Consider the following 17,799-nt stretch of genomic DNA (forward strand, 5'->3'; position numbering starts at 1 on the left):
GGTGAGCGAACGTGGTTGCAGCATATGTCGCCTGAAATATGGCGCACATATTATCCTCTGAGCAAATGTGGGTGTCGCTTATGCAAACATGCAGTCTTAAATATTGGTCATGGCTAAGCACGTTCTTCGTCTCGCTGTTATTCTGGGCCTCATTGTTGGGGTTCGTTATCCGTTAATTCTCTTCTTCTCACTGCCCGATAGCGCCATGCCGTCGGGCATTGTTTTGTATTGATTCCCTCTTGCAACGTTCCTCCTCTTTTATCAATTTGGGTTGTTATCAAAACGTTACATTTTGTTTGTGTTATCTTTAATACTAACCCTGAGGAGAATCCGGGTTTCGCAAACCCTGTTATTAAGGAGGAGCTATGTCGTCAACCCTACGAGAGGCCAGTAAGGATACGTTGCAGGCCAAAGGCAAAACCTGGCATTACTACAGCCTGCCGCTGGCAGCCAAATCTTTGGGTGACATCACCCGCTTACCCAAATCATTAAAAGTTCTGCTCGAAAACCTCCTGCGCTGGCAGGATGGAGACTCGGTCACTGAGGAAGATATCCGGGCACTGGTGGGCTGGTTGAAAAACGCCCATGCCGACCGTGAAATTGCCTATCGCCCAGCCCGTGTTCTGATGCAGGATTTTACCGGTGTTCCGGCGGTGGTCGATCTGGCCGCGATGCGTGAGGCGGTAAAACGTCTGGGGGGCGATACGGCCAAAGTAAACCCGTTGTCTCCCGTTGATCTGGTGATTGACCATTCGGTCACGGTCGATCATTTTGGCGATGATAGCGCGTTTGACGAAAACGTCCGGCTGGAGATGGAGCGTAACCACGAACGTTATGTCTTCTTACGCTGGGGGCAGCAGGCGTTTAGCCGCTTCAGCGTAGTCCCTCCGGGAACTGGCATTTGCCACCAGGTTAACCTGGAATATCTGGGCAAAGCTGTCTGGAGCGAGTTACAGGATGACGAGTGGGTGGCGTATCCGGATACGCTGGTGGGAACTGACTCGCACACCACCATGATAAATGGACTGGGGGTATTAGGTTGGGGTGTCGGGGGGATCGAAGCGGAAGCGGCGATGCTGGGCCAACCCGTGTCGATGCTGATCCCTGATGTCGTGGGATTCAAACTGACCGGTAAATTGCAGGAAGGCATCACTGCCACTGACCTCGTGCTGACGGTCACGCAAATGTTGCGTAAGCATGGCGTGGTGGGCAAATTCGTCGAATTCTACGGCGATGGGTTGGATTCGCTGCCGCTGGCCGATCGGGCAACTATCGCGAATATGTCGCCAGAATATGGGGCGACGTGTGGCTTCTTCCCAATTGATGCCGTCACACTGGATTATATGACGTTAAGCGGGCGTAGCGACGAACAGGTCGCGCTGGTGGAAGCCTATGCGAAAGCGCAAGGCATGTGGCGCAACGCTGGCGATGAGCCGGTGTTCACCAGTTCGCTGGAATTAGACATGGGCGAGGTTGAAGCGAGCCTGGCGGGACCGAAACGTCCGCAGGACCGGGTCGCTCTGGGCGATGTACCGAAAGCCTTTGCCGCCAGTAGCGCACTGGAACTGAACACGGCGCAGAAAGACCGGAAGCCTGTTGATTATGTTCTGAACGGTCATCAATACCAGTTACCGGATGGCGCAGTCGTGATTGCGGCCATCACCTCTTGTACCAATACCTCAAACCCCAGCGTATTGATGGCCGCAGGGTTACTGGCGAAAAAAGCGGTGACGCTGGGACTGAAACGCCAACCCTGGGTTAAAGCCTCGCTGGCGCCCGGTTCAAAAGTGGTCTCCGACTATCTGGCAAAGGCGAAGCTTACGCCGTATCTCGACGAGCTTGGATTCAACCTGGTGGGCTATGGCTGCACCACCTGTATCGGTAACTCCGGCCCGTTGCCCGATCCTATCGAAACCGCCATCAAAAAAGGGGATTTGACCGTGGGGGCGGTGCTTTCGGGTAACCGAAACTTTGAAGGCCGAATCCATCCGCTGGTGAAGACCAACTGGCTGGCGTCGCCGCCGCTGGTGGTAGCCTATGCTCTGGCCGGGAATATGAACCTTAATCTGGTGAAAGATCCGCTTGGTCATGACAAAAAAGGCGACCCGGTCTATCTGAAAGATATCTGGCCGTCGGCACAGGAGATCGCCCGCGCCGTTGAGCAGGTCTCAACGGAGATGTTCCGCAAAGAGTACGCGGAAGTCTTTGAAGGCACACCGGAATGGAAAGCCATTGAGATTGCGCGCTCAGACACCTATGGCTGGCAGGAGGATTCGACGTATATTCGCCTGTCGCCCTTCTTTGACGAGATGCAGGCTCAACCAGATCCGGTTGAAGATATTCATGGGGCGCGTATTCTCGCCATGCTGGGCGATTCTGTCACCACCGATCACATTTCGCCCGCCGGGAGCATCAAACCGGATAGCCCGGCAGGGCGCTATCTGCAAGGGCGTGGCGTAGAACGTAAAGACTTTAACTCCTACGGTTCGCGGCGCGGCAACCATGAAGTGATGATGCGAGGCACATTTGCCAATATTCGTATTCGTAACGAAATGGTGCCAGGCGTCGAAGGCGGCATGACGCGTCATTTACCGGGCTCCGAAGTTGTGGCGATCTACGATGCGGCGATGCAGTATCAACAGGAGAAAACGCCGCTGGCGGTTATCGCCGGGAAAGAGTACGGCTCAGGATCAAGTCGTGACTGGGCGGCGAAAGGGCCACGATTACTGGGGATCCGCGTGGTGATTGCGGAGTCCTTCGAGCGCATTCACCGTTCGAACCTGATCGGGATGGGGATCTTGCCCCTGGAGTTCCCGCAAGGGGTGAGCCGTACAACTCTTGCGCTGACCGGTGAGGAAATCATTGATATTGCGGATCTGCAAAAGCTGAAACCAGGCGCGACGATTCCGGTCACCCTGACCCGGCCTGATGGCAGTACAGAGGTGGTTCCTTGTCGATGCCGCATTGATACGGCGACCGAGTTAACGTATTACCAGAATGATGGCATTCTGCACTACGTGATCCGTAATATGCTGCACTAAACGATCAAAAAAGCCTGCGTGAGCAGGCTTTTTTCTCGGTAAGAGGGCACTTTCTTACCGGGCCGCGCAGGACGGGCATTTACTCATCCAATAAATGGCCCATTTTGGCGGCTTTAGTATCCAGATAGTGCGCATTTTTCGGGTTACGCCCGACAATCAGCGGGACGCGCTCAACGATATTGATGCCTGCTTCTGTCAGGATTTCGACTTTCTTCGGATTGTTGGTGAGCAGGCGAACTTCATCCACCCCCAGCAGCTTGAACATATCCGCACAAAGGGTAAAGTCACGCTCATCTGCGGCAAACCCTAATTGGTGGTTGGCTTCAACCGTGTCGTAGCCTTGATCCTGCAATGCATACGCGCGAATCTTGTTGAGCAGACCAATATTACGTCCTTCCTGGCGGTGATACAGCAGAATACCGCGACCCTCTTCGGCGATGTGCGACAGTGCGGCTTCGAGCTGAAACCCGCAATCACAGCGCAGGCTGAACAGCGCATCGCCTGTTAAACATTCAGAATGGACACGCGCGAGGATTGGTGTTTTCCCTGAAGTATCGCCATAGACCAGCGCGACGTGATCGTGTCCGGTTGCCAGTTCTTCAAATCCCACCATCAGGAAATCGCCCCATGGGGTTGGCAGTTTGGCTTCTGCCACACGTTTAAGCTGCATGTATTTCTCCAGATTATGCTGGCACCTGACGTGCCGTCGCCTGTAGGCTTCTGTATTGGGCTATTTTGCCATAAGCCGACGGACTTCACCTAATTGCTGTCGCGTGTCCGAAATTGGAATGGCACAAATTTGTCAATTTTCCCGACCTGCGTCATTTTCGGTTATCATTGCGAGAGTTATCAAAGGGGAGAGTTCATGCTTTCAATTGCCAAACGTACCGCTGTCGGCGCCGCGTTGTTACTTGTGATGCCTGTTGCCGTATGGAGCTCGGGCTGGCACTGGCAACCGGGACATAATGTCTGGTGGTTAAAAGCCTTATACTGGGTAACTGAAACGGTCACTCAGCCCTGGGGAATTATCACCCATGTGATTCTGTGCGTCTGGTTTCTTTGGTGTTTACGCTTTCGCCTCAAAGCGGCCATTATGCTATTTGCGATCCTCGCGGCGGCGATTATGCTGGGGCAGGGGATAAAATCCTGGGTCAAAGAACGCGTACAGGAACCCCGTCCGTTTGTCATTTGGCTGGAAAAAACGCACCATATTCCTGTTGATGAGTTCTACACTTTAAAGCGTAAAGAACGTGGTAACTTAGTGAAAGAACAGCTGTCCGGACAGCATGATATTCCGAGCTTTTTACGCAAACACTGGCAAAAAGAGACGGGTTTCGCATTTCCTTCCGGACACACGATGTTTGCGGCCAGTTGGGCATTACTGGCCGTGGGACTGTTGTGGCCACGCAGACGAACCCTGACGATTGCGGTGTTATTGGTTTGGGCGACGGGTGTGATGGGAAGCCGGATGGTGTTGGGGATGCACTGGCCTCGCGATTTAGTGGTGGCAACCGTGATATCCTGGCTTCTGGTGACGCTGGCGACCTGGCTGGCGCAACAGTTGTGCGGGCCTTTAACACCGCCGGTGGAAGAGGTCCGTGAGATTGCAGAACGTGAACAAGAAGACTGATCGTGGTTGATTTTCCGTAATTTGCCCTTAAATCATTTGTTGGCAGGGCGCTTTTCCATTTCGCACTCGTCGTGAAAATGGTAATTTAACAGGATTAATGCGGTAAGTTGAACACGATTTATTCGCTCAAACCACATAACGGGAAGTAATGTGAAATATTTACTCATTTTCTTACTGGTGTTGGCGATTTTTGTTATTTCGGTAACATTGGGTGCGCAAAACGATCAACAGGTGACGTTTAATTACCTGTTGGCTCAGGGCGAGTATCGTATCTCTACCTTGCTTGCCGTATTATTTGCCGCAGGTTTTGCCATTGGTTGGTTGATTTGCGGTCTGTTCTGGCTACGGGTTCGCGTATCTCTGACACGTGCAGAACGTAAAATTAAACGACTGGAAAACCAGCTTTCGTCTGCGACCGACGTTGCGGTAACTGCCGATTCGTCGGTTGTAAAGGAATAATCATTTATGTTGGAGTTGTTGTTTCTGCTTTTACCTGTAGCGGCAGCGTATGGCTGGTATATGGGTCGCAGAAGTGCGCAACAAACAAAACAGGATGAAGCTAACCGCTTGTCTCGCGACTATGTCGCCGGGGTTAACTTCCTCCTGAGCAACCAACAGGACAAAGCGGTGGATCTGTTCCTCGACATGCTAAAAGAGGATACCGGCACCGTTGAGGCTCATCTCACCCTCGGAAACCTGTTTCGCTCACGTGGCGAAGTCGACAGGGCCATCCGCATTCACCAAACCTTGATGGAAAGCGCCTCGCTGACCTATGAACAGCGCCTGCTGGCGGTTCAACAGCTGGGTCGTGATTACATGGCGGCGGGATTGTATGATCGCGCGGAAGACATGTTTACCCAACTGATTGATGAAACAGACTTTCGTATCAGCGCGTTACAGCAACTGCTGCAAATCTACCAGGCGACCAGCGACTGGCAAAAAGCGATCGATGTGGCGGAGCGGTTGGTGAAACTCGGCAAGGATAAACAGCGTATTGAAATTGCCCATTTCTATTGCGAGTTAGCGCTGCAACAGATGGGCAGTGACGATTTGGATCGCGCCATGGCGCTGTTAAAGAAAGGTGCCGCGGCAGACAAAAATAGCGCCAGAGTCTCCATCATGATGGGGCGGGTCTATATGGCAAATGGCGACTACGGCAAAGCGGTTGAGTGCCTGCAGCGCGTCATCTCTCAGGATAAAGAGCTGGTAAGCGAAACGCTGGAGATGCTGCAGACCTGCTACCAACAGCTCGGGAAGAATGACGAATGGGCTGAGTTTTTACGCCGGGCAGTAGAAGAGAACACCGGCGCCGCTGCGGAATTAATGCTGGCTGATATTCTGGAAGGGCGTGAAGGCAATGATGTCGCACAGGTCTATATCACCCGTCAGTTGCAGCGTCATCCCACGATGCGCGTATTCCATAAACTGATGGATTACCACCTTAATGAAGCAGAAGAAGGGCGTGCCAAAGAGAGTTTGATGGTGCTGCGCGATATGGTCGGCGAGCAGGTGCGCAGTAAGCCTCGTTATCGTTGCCAGAAATGCGGCTTCACGGCTTATACTCTGTACTGGCACTGTCCTTCCTGCCGTGCGTGGTCGACCATCAAACCGATTCGCGGTCTTGACGGCCAGTAGTTTTAAAAAAAATCTTATTTTAGTTACAACATCCTTATTGTTTCTCATCCCGCAACCTCCGGCAATCGTGCAACGGAGTCTGGCAGGAATGCAAACGCGCCTGTTAATTTGAGCCTCTCGCGGGTAGAATGCACGCCGTTTACCTATTTCGCGCCACACCCGGCGCCCATCATAAGAAGGTCTGGTCATGACGTTTACTGCTTCATCTTCTTCTCGCGCTGCTACTGATTCTCCTGTCGTTGTTGCCCTGGATTATAATAATCGTGATAAAGCGCTGGCTTTCGTCGACAAAATCGATCCCCGTGATTGTCGCCTGAAAGTAGGCAAGGAGATGTTCACGCTCTTCGGGCCGCAACTCGTTCGTGATTTGCAGCAGCGTGGATTTGATATCTTTCTTGATCTGAAATTTCACGATATCCCCAATACCACCGCCCATGCGGTTGCCGCCGCCGCAGAACTTGGCGTCTGGATGGTCAATGTGCATGCATCGGGAGGGTCGCGAATGATGACCGCCGCACGCGAAGCATTAATGCCGTTTGGCAAAGACGCGCCATTGCTGATTGCGGTGACAGTGCTGACCAGCATGGAAGCGAGCGACTTGCTTGATCTCGGCGTGACGTTGTCACCTGCGGAGCATGCAGAACGGCTGGCGCGTTTAACGCAAAACTGTGGCCTGGACGGTGTGGTCTGTTCAGCGCAGGAAGCCGTGCGTTTCAAACAGGCGTTTGGCGAAGCGTTTAAACTGGTGACGCCGGGTATTCGTCCTCATGGGAGTGATGCTGGCGATCAACGTCGCATTATGACCCCAGAACAGGCGATGTCTGCGGGTGTGGATTATATGGTGATTGGTCGTCCGGTGACGCAGTCAGAAGACCCTGCACAAACCCTGAAAGCCATCAACGCGTCTCTGAAACGAGGAGCATAATGAACGATTCCAACAGCCGTCTGGTGTACTCAACAGACTCTGGGCGTATTAATGAGCCAGAGGTAGCGCCTGAGCGTCCTAAAGGTGATGGCATTGTCCGTATTCAGCGTCAGACCAGCGGTCGTAAAGGTAAAGGCGTTTGCCTGATTACCGGCATTGATATGGATGATGCTGAGCTGACAAAACTGGCCGCTGAACTGAAGAAAAAATGCGGTTGCGGCGGTGCGGTGAAAGAGGGTGTCATTGAAATTCAGGGCGATAAGCGCGATCTGATTAAATCGTTGCTGGAAGCCAAAGGAATGAAAGTTAAATTGGCTGGCGGCTAACGAAAAAAGCCACGGTATATTCCGTGGCTTCAAATGTAGCTGTAAATATTATTTTAAGTCAGACCAGGTCAGAAATAGTGTATTTTTGTATTGAGTCGGTCAACCGTAAATTATTTACCCACCTGGTGGCCGATAATACCACCCACAGCAGCACCACCCAGCGTACCCAGCGCGCTGCCGTCAGTTAAGACCGCGCCGCCGACTGCACCAGCGCCTGCACCAATTGCCGTGCTGCGGTCTTGTTTTGACCAGTTAGAACATGCGCTCAGAGACATCGCAAGGGTAATTGCCAGAACCGCGGCGGTCATTTTTTTGCTCGTTGCAAACATAATACTTTCTCCTGAATTAATGATTCACGGAAGCAAGTCTCTTTAACTATAGCTAAGATAGAGGCCATCAAAGAAGCATTCCGTAAAACCGTGTTGCGCAGGTGTGTAGCCTATTATCACGCAGGTGATAGTCACTCCCTGTTATATCGCTAACATTAATTTTACGACTTTGATTCATTTACTAAAGGTAAATAGTCTTAATTGGCTGATCGGAAAAATCTCAGAGAGAGGAGATGATTTGCCGCCCGGCAAATCATCTGAAAAGCGGTCAGGACTGGGATTCAATGATGTTCACCGTCAACCCGGCGAGCTCCAGTTCCTGTTGGTCGTTAGCGCTGATTTTTGAATCAGTAATCACACGGTTGAACCTGGATAATGGACCGAGCGTATACGGGTGTACGGTGCCGAATTTGGAGCTGTCGGTCAGCACAATGGCCTCCGCCCCTTTTTCAAGAACCGCATTGACCACATCAGAACGCATCATATCCCGTCCCGTAAATCCGGTTTCAGGCTGCCAGCCATCAATCCCGATGAAAGCCTTACTGAAGTGAACCTGTTGGATGAACTGCCGGGTTAAGGGACCGACCATACTTTCACTTTTTTTCTGATAGATCCCGCCAAGCAGGATCACTTCGCAGGGAGTTCCCTTCAGCAAGTGCGCAATGTAGCTGCTGACGGTAATAATCGTCACGTCTTTTTGTTCAGCCAGCGTTCTGGCCAGAAGCGCGTTACTGCTGCCGTTTTCAATAAAGACCGATTCACCCGGGTTGACCAGAGAGGCCGCAAACTCGGCAAGCTGATGTTTGAGGGTGTAGTTAGTCATCATGCGCGTTTCAACATCTTCACTGTCCAGTGAAACGGCAAAACCATGAGCACGGCGCAGATAGCTCTGTTTCTCGAGCGTGTTGAGATCCTGTCGAATCGTCACTTCAGAAACACCGGTGATTTTCGCCAGCTCGGCCACACTCATGCGGCCTTTATCAATCACCATTTGTAAAATTGATTGTTGTCGGGAATTCATCGCTTTAATTTTTATAATGGTATCCATACCGTGGAGTAAAAGAGTGCTACGTATTCTGAGTCAGGTCGCGCCCGACGTCAGATGGAGCCCTGTATTGTTAGATCTCCCAAGGGGATCTGGGGTGTTTTGACGACGATTCCACATCGTCTTTCACCTGGCTTAACAACTCTGCCTTCAGTATTTCAAGGTTATGGATGGCAGAGTGGTAATCGCCAGCGACAAGGATATCCAGCACGGTATCAATTCGTTCAGCGACACGTTGTGCGTCGATATCAGACATGGTTGTCATCCTTACGTCAGAAGGTGTTTGATTTTAATGATGCAGAAAATCATCGCAAAAGAGAAGGGAAAAATAGGATTACTCACCACCCGTGAGAAATATCATATCTTCTGTCATTACAGACAGATAGGTTTGCGGTGAAATCACCTTTATTCTGAACGGTTCACGTTCTCTGTATCGCCAGCGCTAGCGTCTTTTTTTATTCAGATAACGTTTATACCAGCGTTCAAACGCGGCGGCGGGCATCGGTTTGGCAAACAGAAAACCTTGCCGTTCATTGATGCCATTTTTGGTCAAGAACGCATCTTCCTTTGTGCTTTCCACCCCTTCAGCAATCACCTGCAGATTCAGCGCCTGCGCCACGGCAACGATGGCGCGGACCAGCGATTGTGAGATGGACTGTTTGTGTATGTCTTTGACGAAGGTGTGATCAAGTTTGATGGCGTCAATCGGGAACCGGGCAAGCTGCGACAGGGAGGAGTACCCGGTCCCAAAATCATCCAGGTGTATTTGTGCGCCCAGCTGGCTAAATTGTTGGATGACGGATAACGCAAGTTCTTCATTTTCAATCAAACAGCTTTCCGTCAATTCGACATCAATGGGGCAATACTCAAAGTTAAGCTCATTAAGGACCTGCTTCAGGTCCGTAAAAATCGTTTGATCGGCGAGCTGGCGGGCAGACACGTTGACGGCGACACGCAGATGAATCCCTTTATCGCGCCATTCGGCAACCTGTCTGACGACCTCGAGGATCACCCAGCGCCCCAGCGGAACAATCAGGCCAGACTCTTCAGCATACGAGATAAATTCACGGGGGGGGATCAGTCCACGCTCGGGAGATTGCCAGCGCACCAGCGCTTCCAGGCTGCGCACTTCGCCTCGCCAGGTCAGCTTGGGCTGGTAGTGAATCAGTAGCTGATCGCTTTCGAGGGCTTTACGCAGATGGGTATCCAGCCACAGATATTCGAAAACCCGTTGGTTCATTTCGGGGGAGAAAACGCAAAACTGACCGCGTCCGCCTTCTTTGGCGGTGTACATTGCCGTATCGGCGTTGCGAATAATGCTGTCGCTGTCGTGACCGTGTTGAGGGGCCAGAGCAATGCCGATAGAGCATCCGGTATACACTTCGAGTAGACCGATACGGAAGGGCTGACGTAAACGCGTTAAAATGCGGGAGGCAACGGCCTCAAGCGAACCCTGAGAGGTATGGGTGGCAAGAATAATAAATTCGTCACCGCCCAGGCGGGCCAGTAGCTGATTCTCCTCCAGACAACTGAGGATCGCCAGTGACACGGCCTGCAACAACTGATCGCCAAACATATGTCCGTAGGCGTCATTCACCTTTTTGAAATTATCCAGATCGAGATAAACAACACCGACCTGATTTTCCCCGGCGCTATCAATGGCATCATTGATCAGCTCATGAATGGCATTACGATTCGGTAGCCCGGTAATCGTGTCGGTGTTGGCTAACACCCGCAGACGTTCCTGGGCGCGGCGTTCTTCGGTGATGTCGGTCCCTGAGCAGATCAGATAGATTTCGTTTTTTCCGCTACCGCTATGGACAAACTTATTGCGAAACAGAAACAGGCGCTGACCTTTGCGGGTCTTCACCCAGCGTTCGATTTCGTAAGAGTTACCGTTACGGAAAAAGCCGTTAATGTTACGCCGTGAGGCGGCGGCTTCGCGGCGGCTCATAAACAACTTAAACACGCTTTGTCCAATGACTTCGTGCTCTTTCAGGCCGGTATACTCTTCGCAGAGACGATTGAAGCGCTGAATATTGCCCCGGCTATCGAGGATCACAATGGCGGAATTGGCTTCGGAGACGACCTGTTCGGCAAAAGATAATCCTTGCACCAGATCGCGGGCGACGGCAGGGGTGTCGTGCCATGCAGATGCACTGCCGGCCCATTCACGTTTATTGATTTTTCGACCGACCAAATGCACTGACAAATCGTTATCGTCGATGGGCAGCGTCATCATCAGGCTGGAGGTAATCGCGGTCATTTCCCGAATGCGGTTTGCCTGTTCAGGCGTGAGTTCGACGGCCTGATCCGACTGTGCAACCTCGGTGACCGATAAGTGCAGGATGTTGCAATCTTCCGACAAATGCCAGTAAGGGCTGTGCGTCCCCAGGTAGCTAAACAAGGTGACCGGTTCCCGAATGTTTTTCATTATGCATACCGTCCCGTTTAAAGCACTACAGCCGTCAGGCGAAAGGTTAGCCATGAATCCTTTTCGGTAACTATGGCTGAACATCTTGTTTTATTTATATTTTAATTTGTAATCCAGATTTAGAAAAATGCATACTCATCACAGTGAAATAACCAAAAAAACGTAATGAATATTTAAAGTGTAGTGTGCGTGGGCGGTTCAGGCAGGAAAAAGAAAACGGCCTTTCCTTATCGGGAAAGACCGTTGTACTCGTCATACTTCACGTTGCAGGTACGGTGGTACGTTATGCGACCGGGCGGGCAATGACGCTACGGGTTTCCATGCGCACTTCGGCAATCGTTACGTCGATAACGTCAGTCACTTTGTAAACCGCTTCACCTTTAATCTGTACGGTGCCGCTTTCCTGGCTACAGACCAGTTCATCGCGAACCGCATGCAGGAACGGCGCAGGGATAAAGGCAACGGCACCGTTATCGACCAGACGAACACGCATTCCACCACGGCTGACATCAATGATTTCTGCCGCGAAACGCGTGTCGGTACCGGCTTTGTCACTCAGGAAACGCGCGTACAGCCAGTCGCCGACATCACGTTCCGCCATACGGTTCAGGCGACGACGTTCTGCCATTTGCAGGGTTGTTTCTTCCTGCGGACGTGCGATTGACTCACCCTTGATGATGGCTTTCAACAGGCGATGGTTGATCATGTCGCCATATTTACGGATAGGCGATGTCCAGGTGGCGTAAGCCTCCAGACCAAGACCAAAGTGCGGACCCGGTTCGGTGCTGATTTCGGCGAAAGACTGGAAGCGACGAATTCGGCTGTCCAGAAAACCGGAAGGCTGCGCATCCAGCTCACGACGGAGTTTGCAGAAACCCTCCAGCGTCAGGACTTCTTCGGCATTAACGTGCATACCGTGCGATGACAGCAGCGCCGCCAGGGCGTCGACATTAGCCGGATCGAAGCCCATGTGAACGTTATAAATACCAAAACCTAATTTGTCGCGGAGCACGCGAGCGGCGCAAATATTTGCGGCGATCATGGACTCTTCCACAATACGGTTGGCAATGCGACGGGGTTCCGCAACGATATCGAGGACTTCGCCTTTCTCACCGAGTACAAAACGGTAATCCGGACGGTCTTTGAACACCAGCGCGTGGTTGTGACGCCATTCGCCACGGCTCAGGCAAATGCGTTGCAGCAGTCGGATTTGCTGGGCAATGGCCTCGTTCTCAGGCTGCCAGGTCCCGGTGTTTTCCAGCCAGTCGGAGACGTTGTCATAGGCCAGTTTTGCTTTTGAAATGATGGTCGCGGCGAAGAACGTGATGTCGTCTTCAAGGGTTCCATCAGCAGCAATGGTCATCCGGCAGGCGAGAACAGGGCGAACTTCCTGCGCGCGCAAGGAGCACAGATCGTCAGAGAGTTCACGCGGCAGCATTGGGATATTGAAACCCGGCAGATAGTTGGTAAACGCACGGACTTTCGCCGAGTTATCCAGCTTGCTGCCTTCGGCAATCCAGGCGGTAGGGTCGGCAATGGCGACGGTGAGCTGCAGTTTGCCGTCGGCCAGTTCTTGCGCGTATAACGCATCGTCCATATCTTCGGTGCTGGCACTGTCGATCGTGACAAAATCCAGCGCCGTCAGGTCCTGACGTTCGAGGCCTTCATCCAGCATTTCAGTGGCGACGCCGTTGGGGGCTTCTTTTTCGAGGTTATGACGCGCCAGTGTGACCCACCATGGCACGAAATGATCGTCGCCAAAGGTGATGAACTGGGTTAATTCGGCGTAAAACGTACGATCGCCTTTCAGGGGATGACGGCGCATCTCAGCGACAGCCCAGTCACCCTCTTTAAATTCATGTTCCACGCCACGTGCAGCGCGGCACGGGATGGCGTCTTTCAGCAACGGATGATCCGGCACGATGGACAGACGATCGTTCTTGCCCTGAACTTTGCCCACGAAGCGGGTCAGGAAGGGTTCGATCAGCTCTTCTGGCTCAGCAGATTCGCGTTCTTTTTCCGTGTGGATCACCGCGACAATGCGGTCACCGTGCATCACTTTTTTCATCTGCGGCGGCGGGATGAAATAACTTTTTTGCGCGTCGACTTCCAGGAAGCCAAAGCCTTTTTCCGTGGCTTTTACCACCCCTTCAGCGCGTGGCGTCTGGGAATGCAGTTGCTGTTTAAGCTGCGCTAGCAGCGGGTTGTCCTGAAGCATAATTGTCTATTTTCGTGGCCAAAAGAGCGGCTGACAGTTTTACGCGATTCTGCCTGACGCATCAAGCGCTCTTTAAGCAAATGGATGGGTTAATGGGTCTCACCCAGCGCGATTTTTAGGCGGTTTAACCATCCGCACAATCCGCTCCAACTGAGTAAGTTGATTGCCTGTTCAGAGGAAAAATCGAGCCCGGATAAAGCGCTGAACTGGACGTCGCTAAAACGATCGGGTGCCCTCGTGAGCCATTGTATCGCTTGCAACGTAATGCGCTCAACCGGATGTCGCCGTTCCCACTGCTGTATTTCGCGTTCGTCCTGACGAAGTGTGGCAATAAACGCGGCACATTCCGGGGAACGTTGCGCCTGCTCATTAAAGCAAGCGACGCTGCCATTAATGCGGGCAGTGAGCAGGGTTGCAAGCGGGGAGGCGTTCTGCGGCATCCCGGTGCGCAATGCGCTTGTTATCAGCGTGGCGAGCAGTGAGAGCAGCGCGGGTTCGTGCGCCAGTACCGGCGCAAGCTGCTGTAATTCTGTGACTGGCTGAGGGTGGGACAAACACGCCTGCTGTTCGGCGTTGGCCAGATGGAACGCAACGGCGACATGTGCTGGATGCCATGTTGCCTCGACGGCGGCAAAAGGGGGGGCGGGAGCGAACGGCTGCATATCGAGTCCGGGCACCCAACGCACCGGCTGTCCGAGAAAAGCCTGGAAGACCGCCACCACCCGCGCCTGAAAACCGACAAAGCCAACGATCTGACTTATCAGAACGCTGTCCCACACCGTCAGTCCAACATCATCCAGATGCTGCCGGGCGCGGGCATCAATCACCGCAGGAGAACTGGCTAACTGACGGGCATACTGGGTTATTTGCGCGAGACGATGGTTACTTTCCCGGGAGGAGTCTGGGCCAGGGAGCGGCGCCAGACGAGCCGCATAGTGATTGCACAGTCGCTGAACGCCACAGACCTGCGCGACAGTCAACGCGGTACTCATGCGTTCATAGGCGCTGAACGTATTCATTTGATTTTGCTGAACGTGAGGGGGAAACAGAATATGAGCAAGTTGACGGGCAGGGTGCAACCAGGACTGAAAGGGGAAAAGCGCCTCTTCAGGTATCGGCAGATCGAGCAGAAAACGGTCCTCTACGTGTGCCGCTTCAGGCACCAGCGGCAGGACATCCTGCGCCCAGGCGTTGGACTGTGTTTCATGATACCAGTGGCTTTTGCCTTCAATTCGGCGTTGTTCCATGGGCGTTCCTTGATCTAAAAGTGGCGACCCGGACACGTCATTGAAACACAGCGGGTCGTTTTCGCTGCATTATCCTGACGTAAGCAAGAGGTGGGATGAAAGATTGTTACGTGATAATAAATATCGGAAAGCTATATGCTGGGCGAAAAGCGAGTGGGAAACGCGTGGGGAGGGGAAAACAGGCAGAGATCGATGGGCGACGAGCGCCGCCCATACCAGGATCCTGAAACGATTATTTCAGTTCCAGCTCGTTCATTGCCGCGATGCTAAAACCGCCATCAACGTGAACCACTTCACCAGAGATACCGGCAGACAGATCAGAACACAGGAATGCTGCGCTGTTGCCCACGTCTTCAATGGTCACGGTACGACGGATCGGAGTAACCGCTTCGCAATGCGCCAGCATTTTGCGGAAATCTTTGATGCCAGAGGCAGCCAGGGTACGGATTGGACCTGCAGAGATACCGTTGACGCGTACGCCTTCCGGACCCATCGCATTCGCCATATAACGCACGTTAGCTTCCAGAGACGCTTTTGCCAGACCCATCACGTTGTAGTTCGGAATTGCGCGCTCTGCGCCCAGGTAGGAGAGCGTCAGCAGGGCAGAACCTGGGTTCAGCATGGAACGGCATGCTTTCGCCATCGCAACGAAGCTGTAGGAGCTGATGTCGTGAGCGATTTTAAAGCCTTCGCGGGTGACTGCATTCACGTAGTCGCCGTCCAGTTGGTCGCCAGGTGCAAAACCGATGGAGTGTACGAAACCATCGAATTTCGGCCAGACGTTACCCAGTTCAGCGAACATTGCGTCGATGCTGGCATCTTCAGCCACATCGCACGGCAATACGATGCTAGAATCCAGTTGAGCGGCAAATTCTTCCACACGGCCTTTCAGTTTGTCGTTCTGGTAGGTGAACGCCAGTTCAGCACCTTCGCGGCGCATAGCTTGCGCGATACCGTAGGCGATGGACAGTTTGCTGGCAACGCCAGTCACCAGAATGCGTTTACCGGAAAGAAAACCCATAGCTTTAATCCTTATGTCATTGCTTATTTTTGGCTTTATATTCATTCAGTTACAACGAACGAAGCCAGAATAATAGAGATAGCAGGCCGAAATTATAGCCCACTATACGCATGAATTGTCACGTGATTTTTACATAGCGCTGAAAGTGGCGAGCGCCAGTGAGTAGAAAACCAACACTTTTCTATTATACCAGCAGCCGCGGTCTGTACTGATCCAACCTCATTCAATACTTTTGCGGCAAATGATGGATAGCTATCAACCGTCCGTTTTCGATGTTGATGTAACCACCCGTTTTGAGATCGGCGAGGATTTTCATGATGCTGCTGCGTGAAAGGTGGGTCCTGTTGCGAATAAAACGTTCGACGGAGATTTTACTGCGCATATCTTCAGGTTCATGCATCAATTGTACTAACTGGCTGCAAATCACTTCATAAGCGGTCGGTGCACTCAATTGCTTACTGTAAGAAAACAGTTTGCTGCTTACCACGATCATATGTTTGGCCAGCACTTCCCATAAACCCAACTCCTCAATGTGCTGATGCACCTCGTCTAAAGGGAGGGTCGCGATTTTGCACGGCTCAGCAGTAGCAATGTAGACGTCGTGGAGGCCCAGACCGAGGATACTAAAAGGAAGGGCTCTCACAATCAGAAGATGGTCTGAGGAACGATGCACATCCGCTGAGCCGCTGATAATAAACCGGCAAACCGGTTTATCGTCCTGACGTAAATCGAGCCGAATCCCTTTTCGGTATGACTGAGGCGTAGCAAAGGGCAATAACGCCTCAACGAGGGTTTTTGACCATGGGTAAGGCGCATTTAATGCCGGTGGGGTTATCGCTTTTTCATCCATAAAATTGTTTTACCGAAAAAAATGTCTCTTTGACAAGTATATACAAAGAGTTGCAAAGCGTTACAATAAAACTCACCAGATCATACTTAAACTTAAAACTTTGTCGGCAAATAATTGATTGAAAGCAATTTTCCATTGCTTATTTCAATGTAATTCCCCCGGCGTAAGGTTGAAAGGACTGCCATAATCCCACTGCGTGACAGAAAACTGCGGGTTTGGATGTAATTGACCACCGATTCCGATTTTCTGACGGTCTCTGATTCAAGAGAAAGTTCAAACAGCAAATAGCGTATGGTGCCATAAGCTCCTGGCTGCGACATCCGCGTACAATGGTTAAATATCCGGGATGAGACATACACCATTACGTGGGAAAGCGACTCCCATAGCGCGTGCTGCTGGATAATACCCATGGCCAGGTCAAGCGGAAGCCGGCTCAGGACCGCATCTTCTGATGTACATAATGTTAACCGACAAGGGTTGTCGCTCATCATGCTAAAACCAAAAATGAACGGTGCGGTTTCAGAATTTAACGAAAGCTCATCTTTTGTGCGGTTGATCACCACATGGCCTTGATGTAGCAAATAACAGTAATTTATCTCATCGGTTACAAATTGCAGCAATGTTCCCTTGCGCGTCAGTAGGGGCGTGGCCGGAGGTGCTAAAGCCGTGAACAATTGCTGCAAGGAACGTTCCGGCTTATTTTCATGCAAAAAAATGTCAATGGTCGGTGAATCTGACATGGTGAGGCTGAATCCTGGTAATGAAAATGAAATAGAATAACGTTGGAATTATGACGTATCCGCATCTGTAACTGGATCCAGAATAAGTATCTAAAATTACACCGCAAATTTATTGCAGTTTGTAAGGAAATGGCGTGAGGGGGTGTGTAATTTTGGATTGCGGCCACGTTGCGTTTAATTGTTCCTATAAATATAATCTTCCTTGTCATTGAATAGCCAAGTTTTTGTGATAGACATTTTCACTCATGTTTTCTATTCAACCGTATAGGCGATATAGAGGTTAAATGAGATGATTATTAATTATTTATGGAAAGAATGGTTTGCGGCAGTGAATGTAACGCCATTATATTCCACCTTC

17 protein-coding genes are annotated in these 17,799 nt (G+C 51.7%); 7 read left to right on the top strand and 10 right to left on the bottom strand.

Annotated elements, in window-relative coordinates:
• Positions 1–80: 80 nt before the first annotated feature.
• Positions 81–176, top strand: a complete 96-nt coding sequence (gene ymiC, locus P2W74_RS23590) for a small membrane protein YmiC (protein WP_276294974.1) — start codon at positions 81–83, stop codon at positions 174–176.
• 189 nt (positions 177–365) lie between these two features.
• Complete coding sequence (gene acnA, locus P2W74_RS11135) at positions 366–3,041, top strand: aconitate hydratase AcnA (RefSeq protein WP_276294975.1); 2,676 nt, start codon at positions 366–368, stop codon at positions 3,039–3,041.
• Positions 3,042–3,120: 79 nt separating this feature from the next.
• On the opposite strand, the gene ribA is transcribed toward acnA, so the two are convergent.
• Positions 3,121–3,711, bottom strand: coding sequence for a GTP cyclohydrolase II (gene ribA, locus P2W74_RS11140; protein WP_276294976.1), 591 nt, complete (start codon positions 3,709–3,711; stop codon positions 3,121–3,123).
• 195 nt (positions 3,712–3,906) lie between these two features.
• Here ribA and pgpB point away from each other — a divergent pair, with 195 nt between their 5' ends.
• The 5 genes from pgpB (at position 3,907) to yciH (ending at position 7,557) form a co-directional block, all read left to right on the top strand.
• Positions 3,907–4,671 carry a phosphatidylglycerophosphatase B gene (gene pgpB / locus P2W74_RS11145; RefSeq protein ID WP_276294977.1) on the top strand — a complete coding sequence of 255 codons (765 nt, stop codon included), beginning with the start codon at positions 3,907–3,909 and terminating at the stop codon, positions 4,669–4,671.
• A gap of 150 nt (positions 4,672–4,821) precedes the next feature.
• On the top strand, positions 4,822–5,130 hold the full coding sequence (locus P2W74_RS11150) for a LapA family protein (RefSeq protein ID WP_276294978.1): 309 nt from the start codon (positions 4,822–4,824) through the stop codon (positions 5,128–5,130).
• Between the two features lie 6 nt (positions 5,131–5,136).
• On the top strand, positions 5,137–6,306 hold the full coding sequence (gene lapB, locus P2W74_RS11155; protein ID WP_276294979.1) for a lipopolysaccharide assembly protein LapB: 1,170 nt from the start codon (positions 5,137–5,139) through the stop codon (positions 6,304–6,306).
• 187 nt (positions 6,307–6,493) lie between these two features.
• Complete coding sequence (gene pyrF / locus P2W74_RS11160) at positions 6,494–7,231, top strand: orotidine-5'-phosphate decarboxylase (protein WP_276294980.1); 738 nt, start codon at positions 6,494–6,496, stop codon at positions 7,229–7,231.
• Positions 7,231–7,557: a stress response translation initiation inhibitor YciH gene (gene yciH / locus P2W74_RS11165; RefSeq protein WP_276294981.1), complete on the top strand. Its 327-nt coding sequence runs from the start codon at positions 7,231–7,233 to the stop codon at positions 7,555–7,557. Before pyrF ends, yciH begins: the two co-directional genes overlap by 1 nt.
• 110 nt (positions 7,558–7,667) lie before the next feature.
• On the opposite strand, the gene osmB is transcribed toward yciH, so the two are convergent.
• The 9 genes from osmB to P2W74_RS11210 form a co-directional block, all read right to left on the bottom strand.
• Positions 7,668–7,886 (bottom strand): osmotically-inducible lipoprotein OsmB, encoded by a 219-nt coding sequence (gene osmB / locus P2W74_RS11170; protein WP_162383533.1) that lies wholly within the window; start codon positions 7,884–7,886, stop codon positions 7,668–7,670.
• A 268-nt stretch (positions 7,887–8,154) separates the two neighbouring features.
• On the bottom strand, positions 8,155–8,907 hold the full coding sequence (gene yciT, locus P2W74_RS11175) for a DNA-binding transcriptional regulator YciT (RefSeq protein ID WP_276295176.1): 753 nt from the start codon (positions 8,905–8,907) through the stop codon (positions 8,155–8,157).
• Between the two features lie 97 nt (positions 8,908–9,004).
• Complete coding sequence (locus tag P2W74_RS11180; protein WP_192612377.1) at positions 9,005–9,196, bottom strand: YciZ family protein; 192 nt, start codon at positions 9,194–9,196, stop codon at positions 9,005–9,007.
• 177 nt (positions 9,197–9,373) lie between these two features.
• Positions 9,374–11,365, bottom strand: coding sequence for a cyclic di-GMP phosphodiesterase (gene pdeR / locus P2W74_RS11185; protein WP_276294982.1), 1,992 nt, complete (start codon positions 11,363–11,365; stop codon positions 9,374–9,376).
• 283 nt (positions 11,366–11,648) lie between these two features.
• Entirely contained in the window at positions 11,649–13,583 is a 1,935-nt protein-coding gene (locus P2W74_RS11190; protein ID WP_276294983.1) for an exoribonuclease II, read from the bottom strand.
• Positions 13,584–13,672: 89 nt separating this feature from the next.
• On the bottom strand, positions 13,673–14,830 hold the full coding sequence (locus tag P2W74_RS11195; protein WP_276294984.1) for a CMD domain-containing protein: 1,158 nt from the start codon (positions 14,828–14,830) through the stop codon (positions 13,673–13,675).
• Positions 14,831–15,062: 232 nt separating this feature from the next.
• Positions 15,063–15,851, bottom strand: a complete 789-nt coding sequence (gene fabI, locus P2W74_RS11200) for an enoyl-ACP reductase FabI (protein WP_203361040.1) — start codon at positions 15,849–15,851, stop codon at positions 15,063–15,065.
• A 223-nt stretch (positions 15,852–16,074) separates the two neighbouring features.
• Positions 16,075–16,701: a winged helix-turn-helix transcriptional regulator gene (locus P2W74_RS11205; protein WP_276294985.1), complete on the bottom strand. Its 627-nt coding sequence runs from the start codon at positions 16,699–16,701 to the stop codon at positions 16,075–16,077.
• A gap of 92 nt (positions 16,702–16,793) precedes the next feature.
• A complete protein-coding gene (locus P2W74_RS11210) occupies positions 16,794–17,441 on the bottom strand; it encodes a helix-turn-helix domain-containing protein (RefSeq protein WP_276294986.1) in 648 nt (215 codons plus the stop codon).
• Between the last annotated feature and the right edge of the window lie 358 nt (positions 17,442–17,799).

Origin of the sequence: Citrobacter enshiensis (assembly GCF_029338175.1) — a bacterium.
Taxonomy (GTDB): domain Bacteria; phylum Pseudomonadota; class Gammaproteobacteria; order Enterobacterales; family Enterobacteriaceae; genus Citrobacter_D; species Citrobacter_D enshiensis.

Excerpts from the sequence above, each read along its gene's own strand:
- pgpB (WP_276294977.1), top strand. The coding sequence starts at position 3,907 with ATGCTTTCAATTGCCAAACGTACCGCTGTCGGCGCCGCGTTGTTACTT.
- lapB (WP_276294979.1), top strand. The coding sequence starts at position 5,137 with ATGTTGGAGTTGTTGTTTCTGCTTTTACCTGTAGCGGCAGCGTATGGC.
- osmB (WP_162383533.1), bottom strand. The coding sequence starts at position 7,886 with ATGTTTGCAACGAGCAAAAAAATGACCGCCGCGGTTCTGGCAATTACC.
- P2W74_RS11180 (WP_192612377.1), bottom strand. The coding sequence starts at position 9,196 with ATGACAACCATGTCTGATATCGACGCACAACGTGTCGCTGAACGAATT.
- P2W74_RS11205 (WP_276294985.1), bottom strand. The coding sequence starts at position 16,701 with ATGGATGAAAAAGCGATAACCCCACCGGCATTAAATGCGCCTTACCCA.
- P2W74_RS11210 (WP_276294986.1), bottom strand. The coding sequence starts at position 17,441 with ATGTCAGATTCACCGACCATTGACATTTTTTTGCATGAAAATAAGCCG.
- P2W74_RS11195 (WP_276294984.1), bottom strand. The coding sequence starts at position 14,830 with ATGGAACAACGCCGAATTGAAGGCAAAAGCCACTGGTATCATGAAACA.
- yciH (WP_276294981.1), top strand. The coding sequence starts at position 7,231 with ATGAACGATTCCAACAGCCGTCTGGTGTACTCAACAGACTCTGGGCGT.
- pdeR (WP_276294982.1), bottom strand. The coding sequence starts at position 11,365 with ATGAAAAACATTCGGGAACCGGTCACCTTGTTTAGCTACCTGGGGACG.
- P2W74_RS11190 (WP_276294983.1), bottom strand. The coding sequence starts at position 13,583 with ATGCTTCAGGACAACCCGCTGCTAGCGCAGCTTAAACAGCAACTGCAT.
- pyrF (WP_276294980.1), top strand. The coding sequence starts at position 6,494 with ATGACGTTTACTGCTTCATCTTCTTCTCGCGCTGCTACTGATTCTCCT.
- ymiC (WP_276294974.1), top strand. The coding sequence starts at position 81 with ATGCAAACATGCAGTCTTAAATATTGGTCATGGCTAAGCACGTTCTTC.
- acnA (WP_276294975.1), top strand. The coding sequence starts at position 366 with ATGTCGTCAACCCTACGAGAGGCCAGTAAGGATACGTTGCAGGCCAAA.
- fabI (WP_203361040.1), bottom strand. The coding sequence starts at position 15,851 with ATGGGTTTTCTTTCCGGTAAACGCATTCTGGTGACTGGCGTTGCCAGC.
- yciT (WP_276295176.1), bottom strand. The coding sequence starts at position 8,907 with ATGAATTCCCGACAACAATCAATTTTACAAATGGTGATTGATAAAGGC.
- ribA (WP_276294976.1), bottom strand. The coding sequence starts at position 3,711 with ATGCAGCTTAAACGTGTGGCAGAAGCCAAACTGCCAACCCCATGGGGC.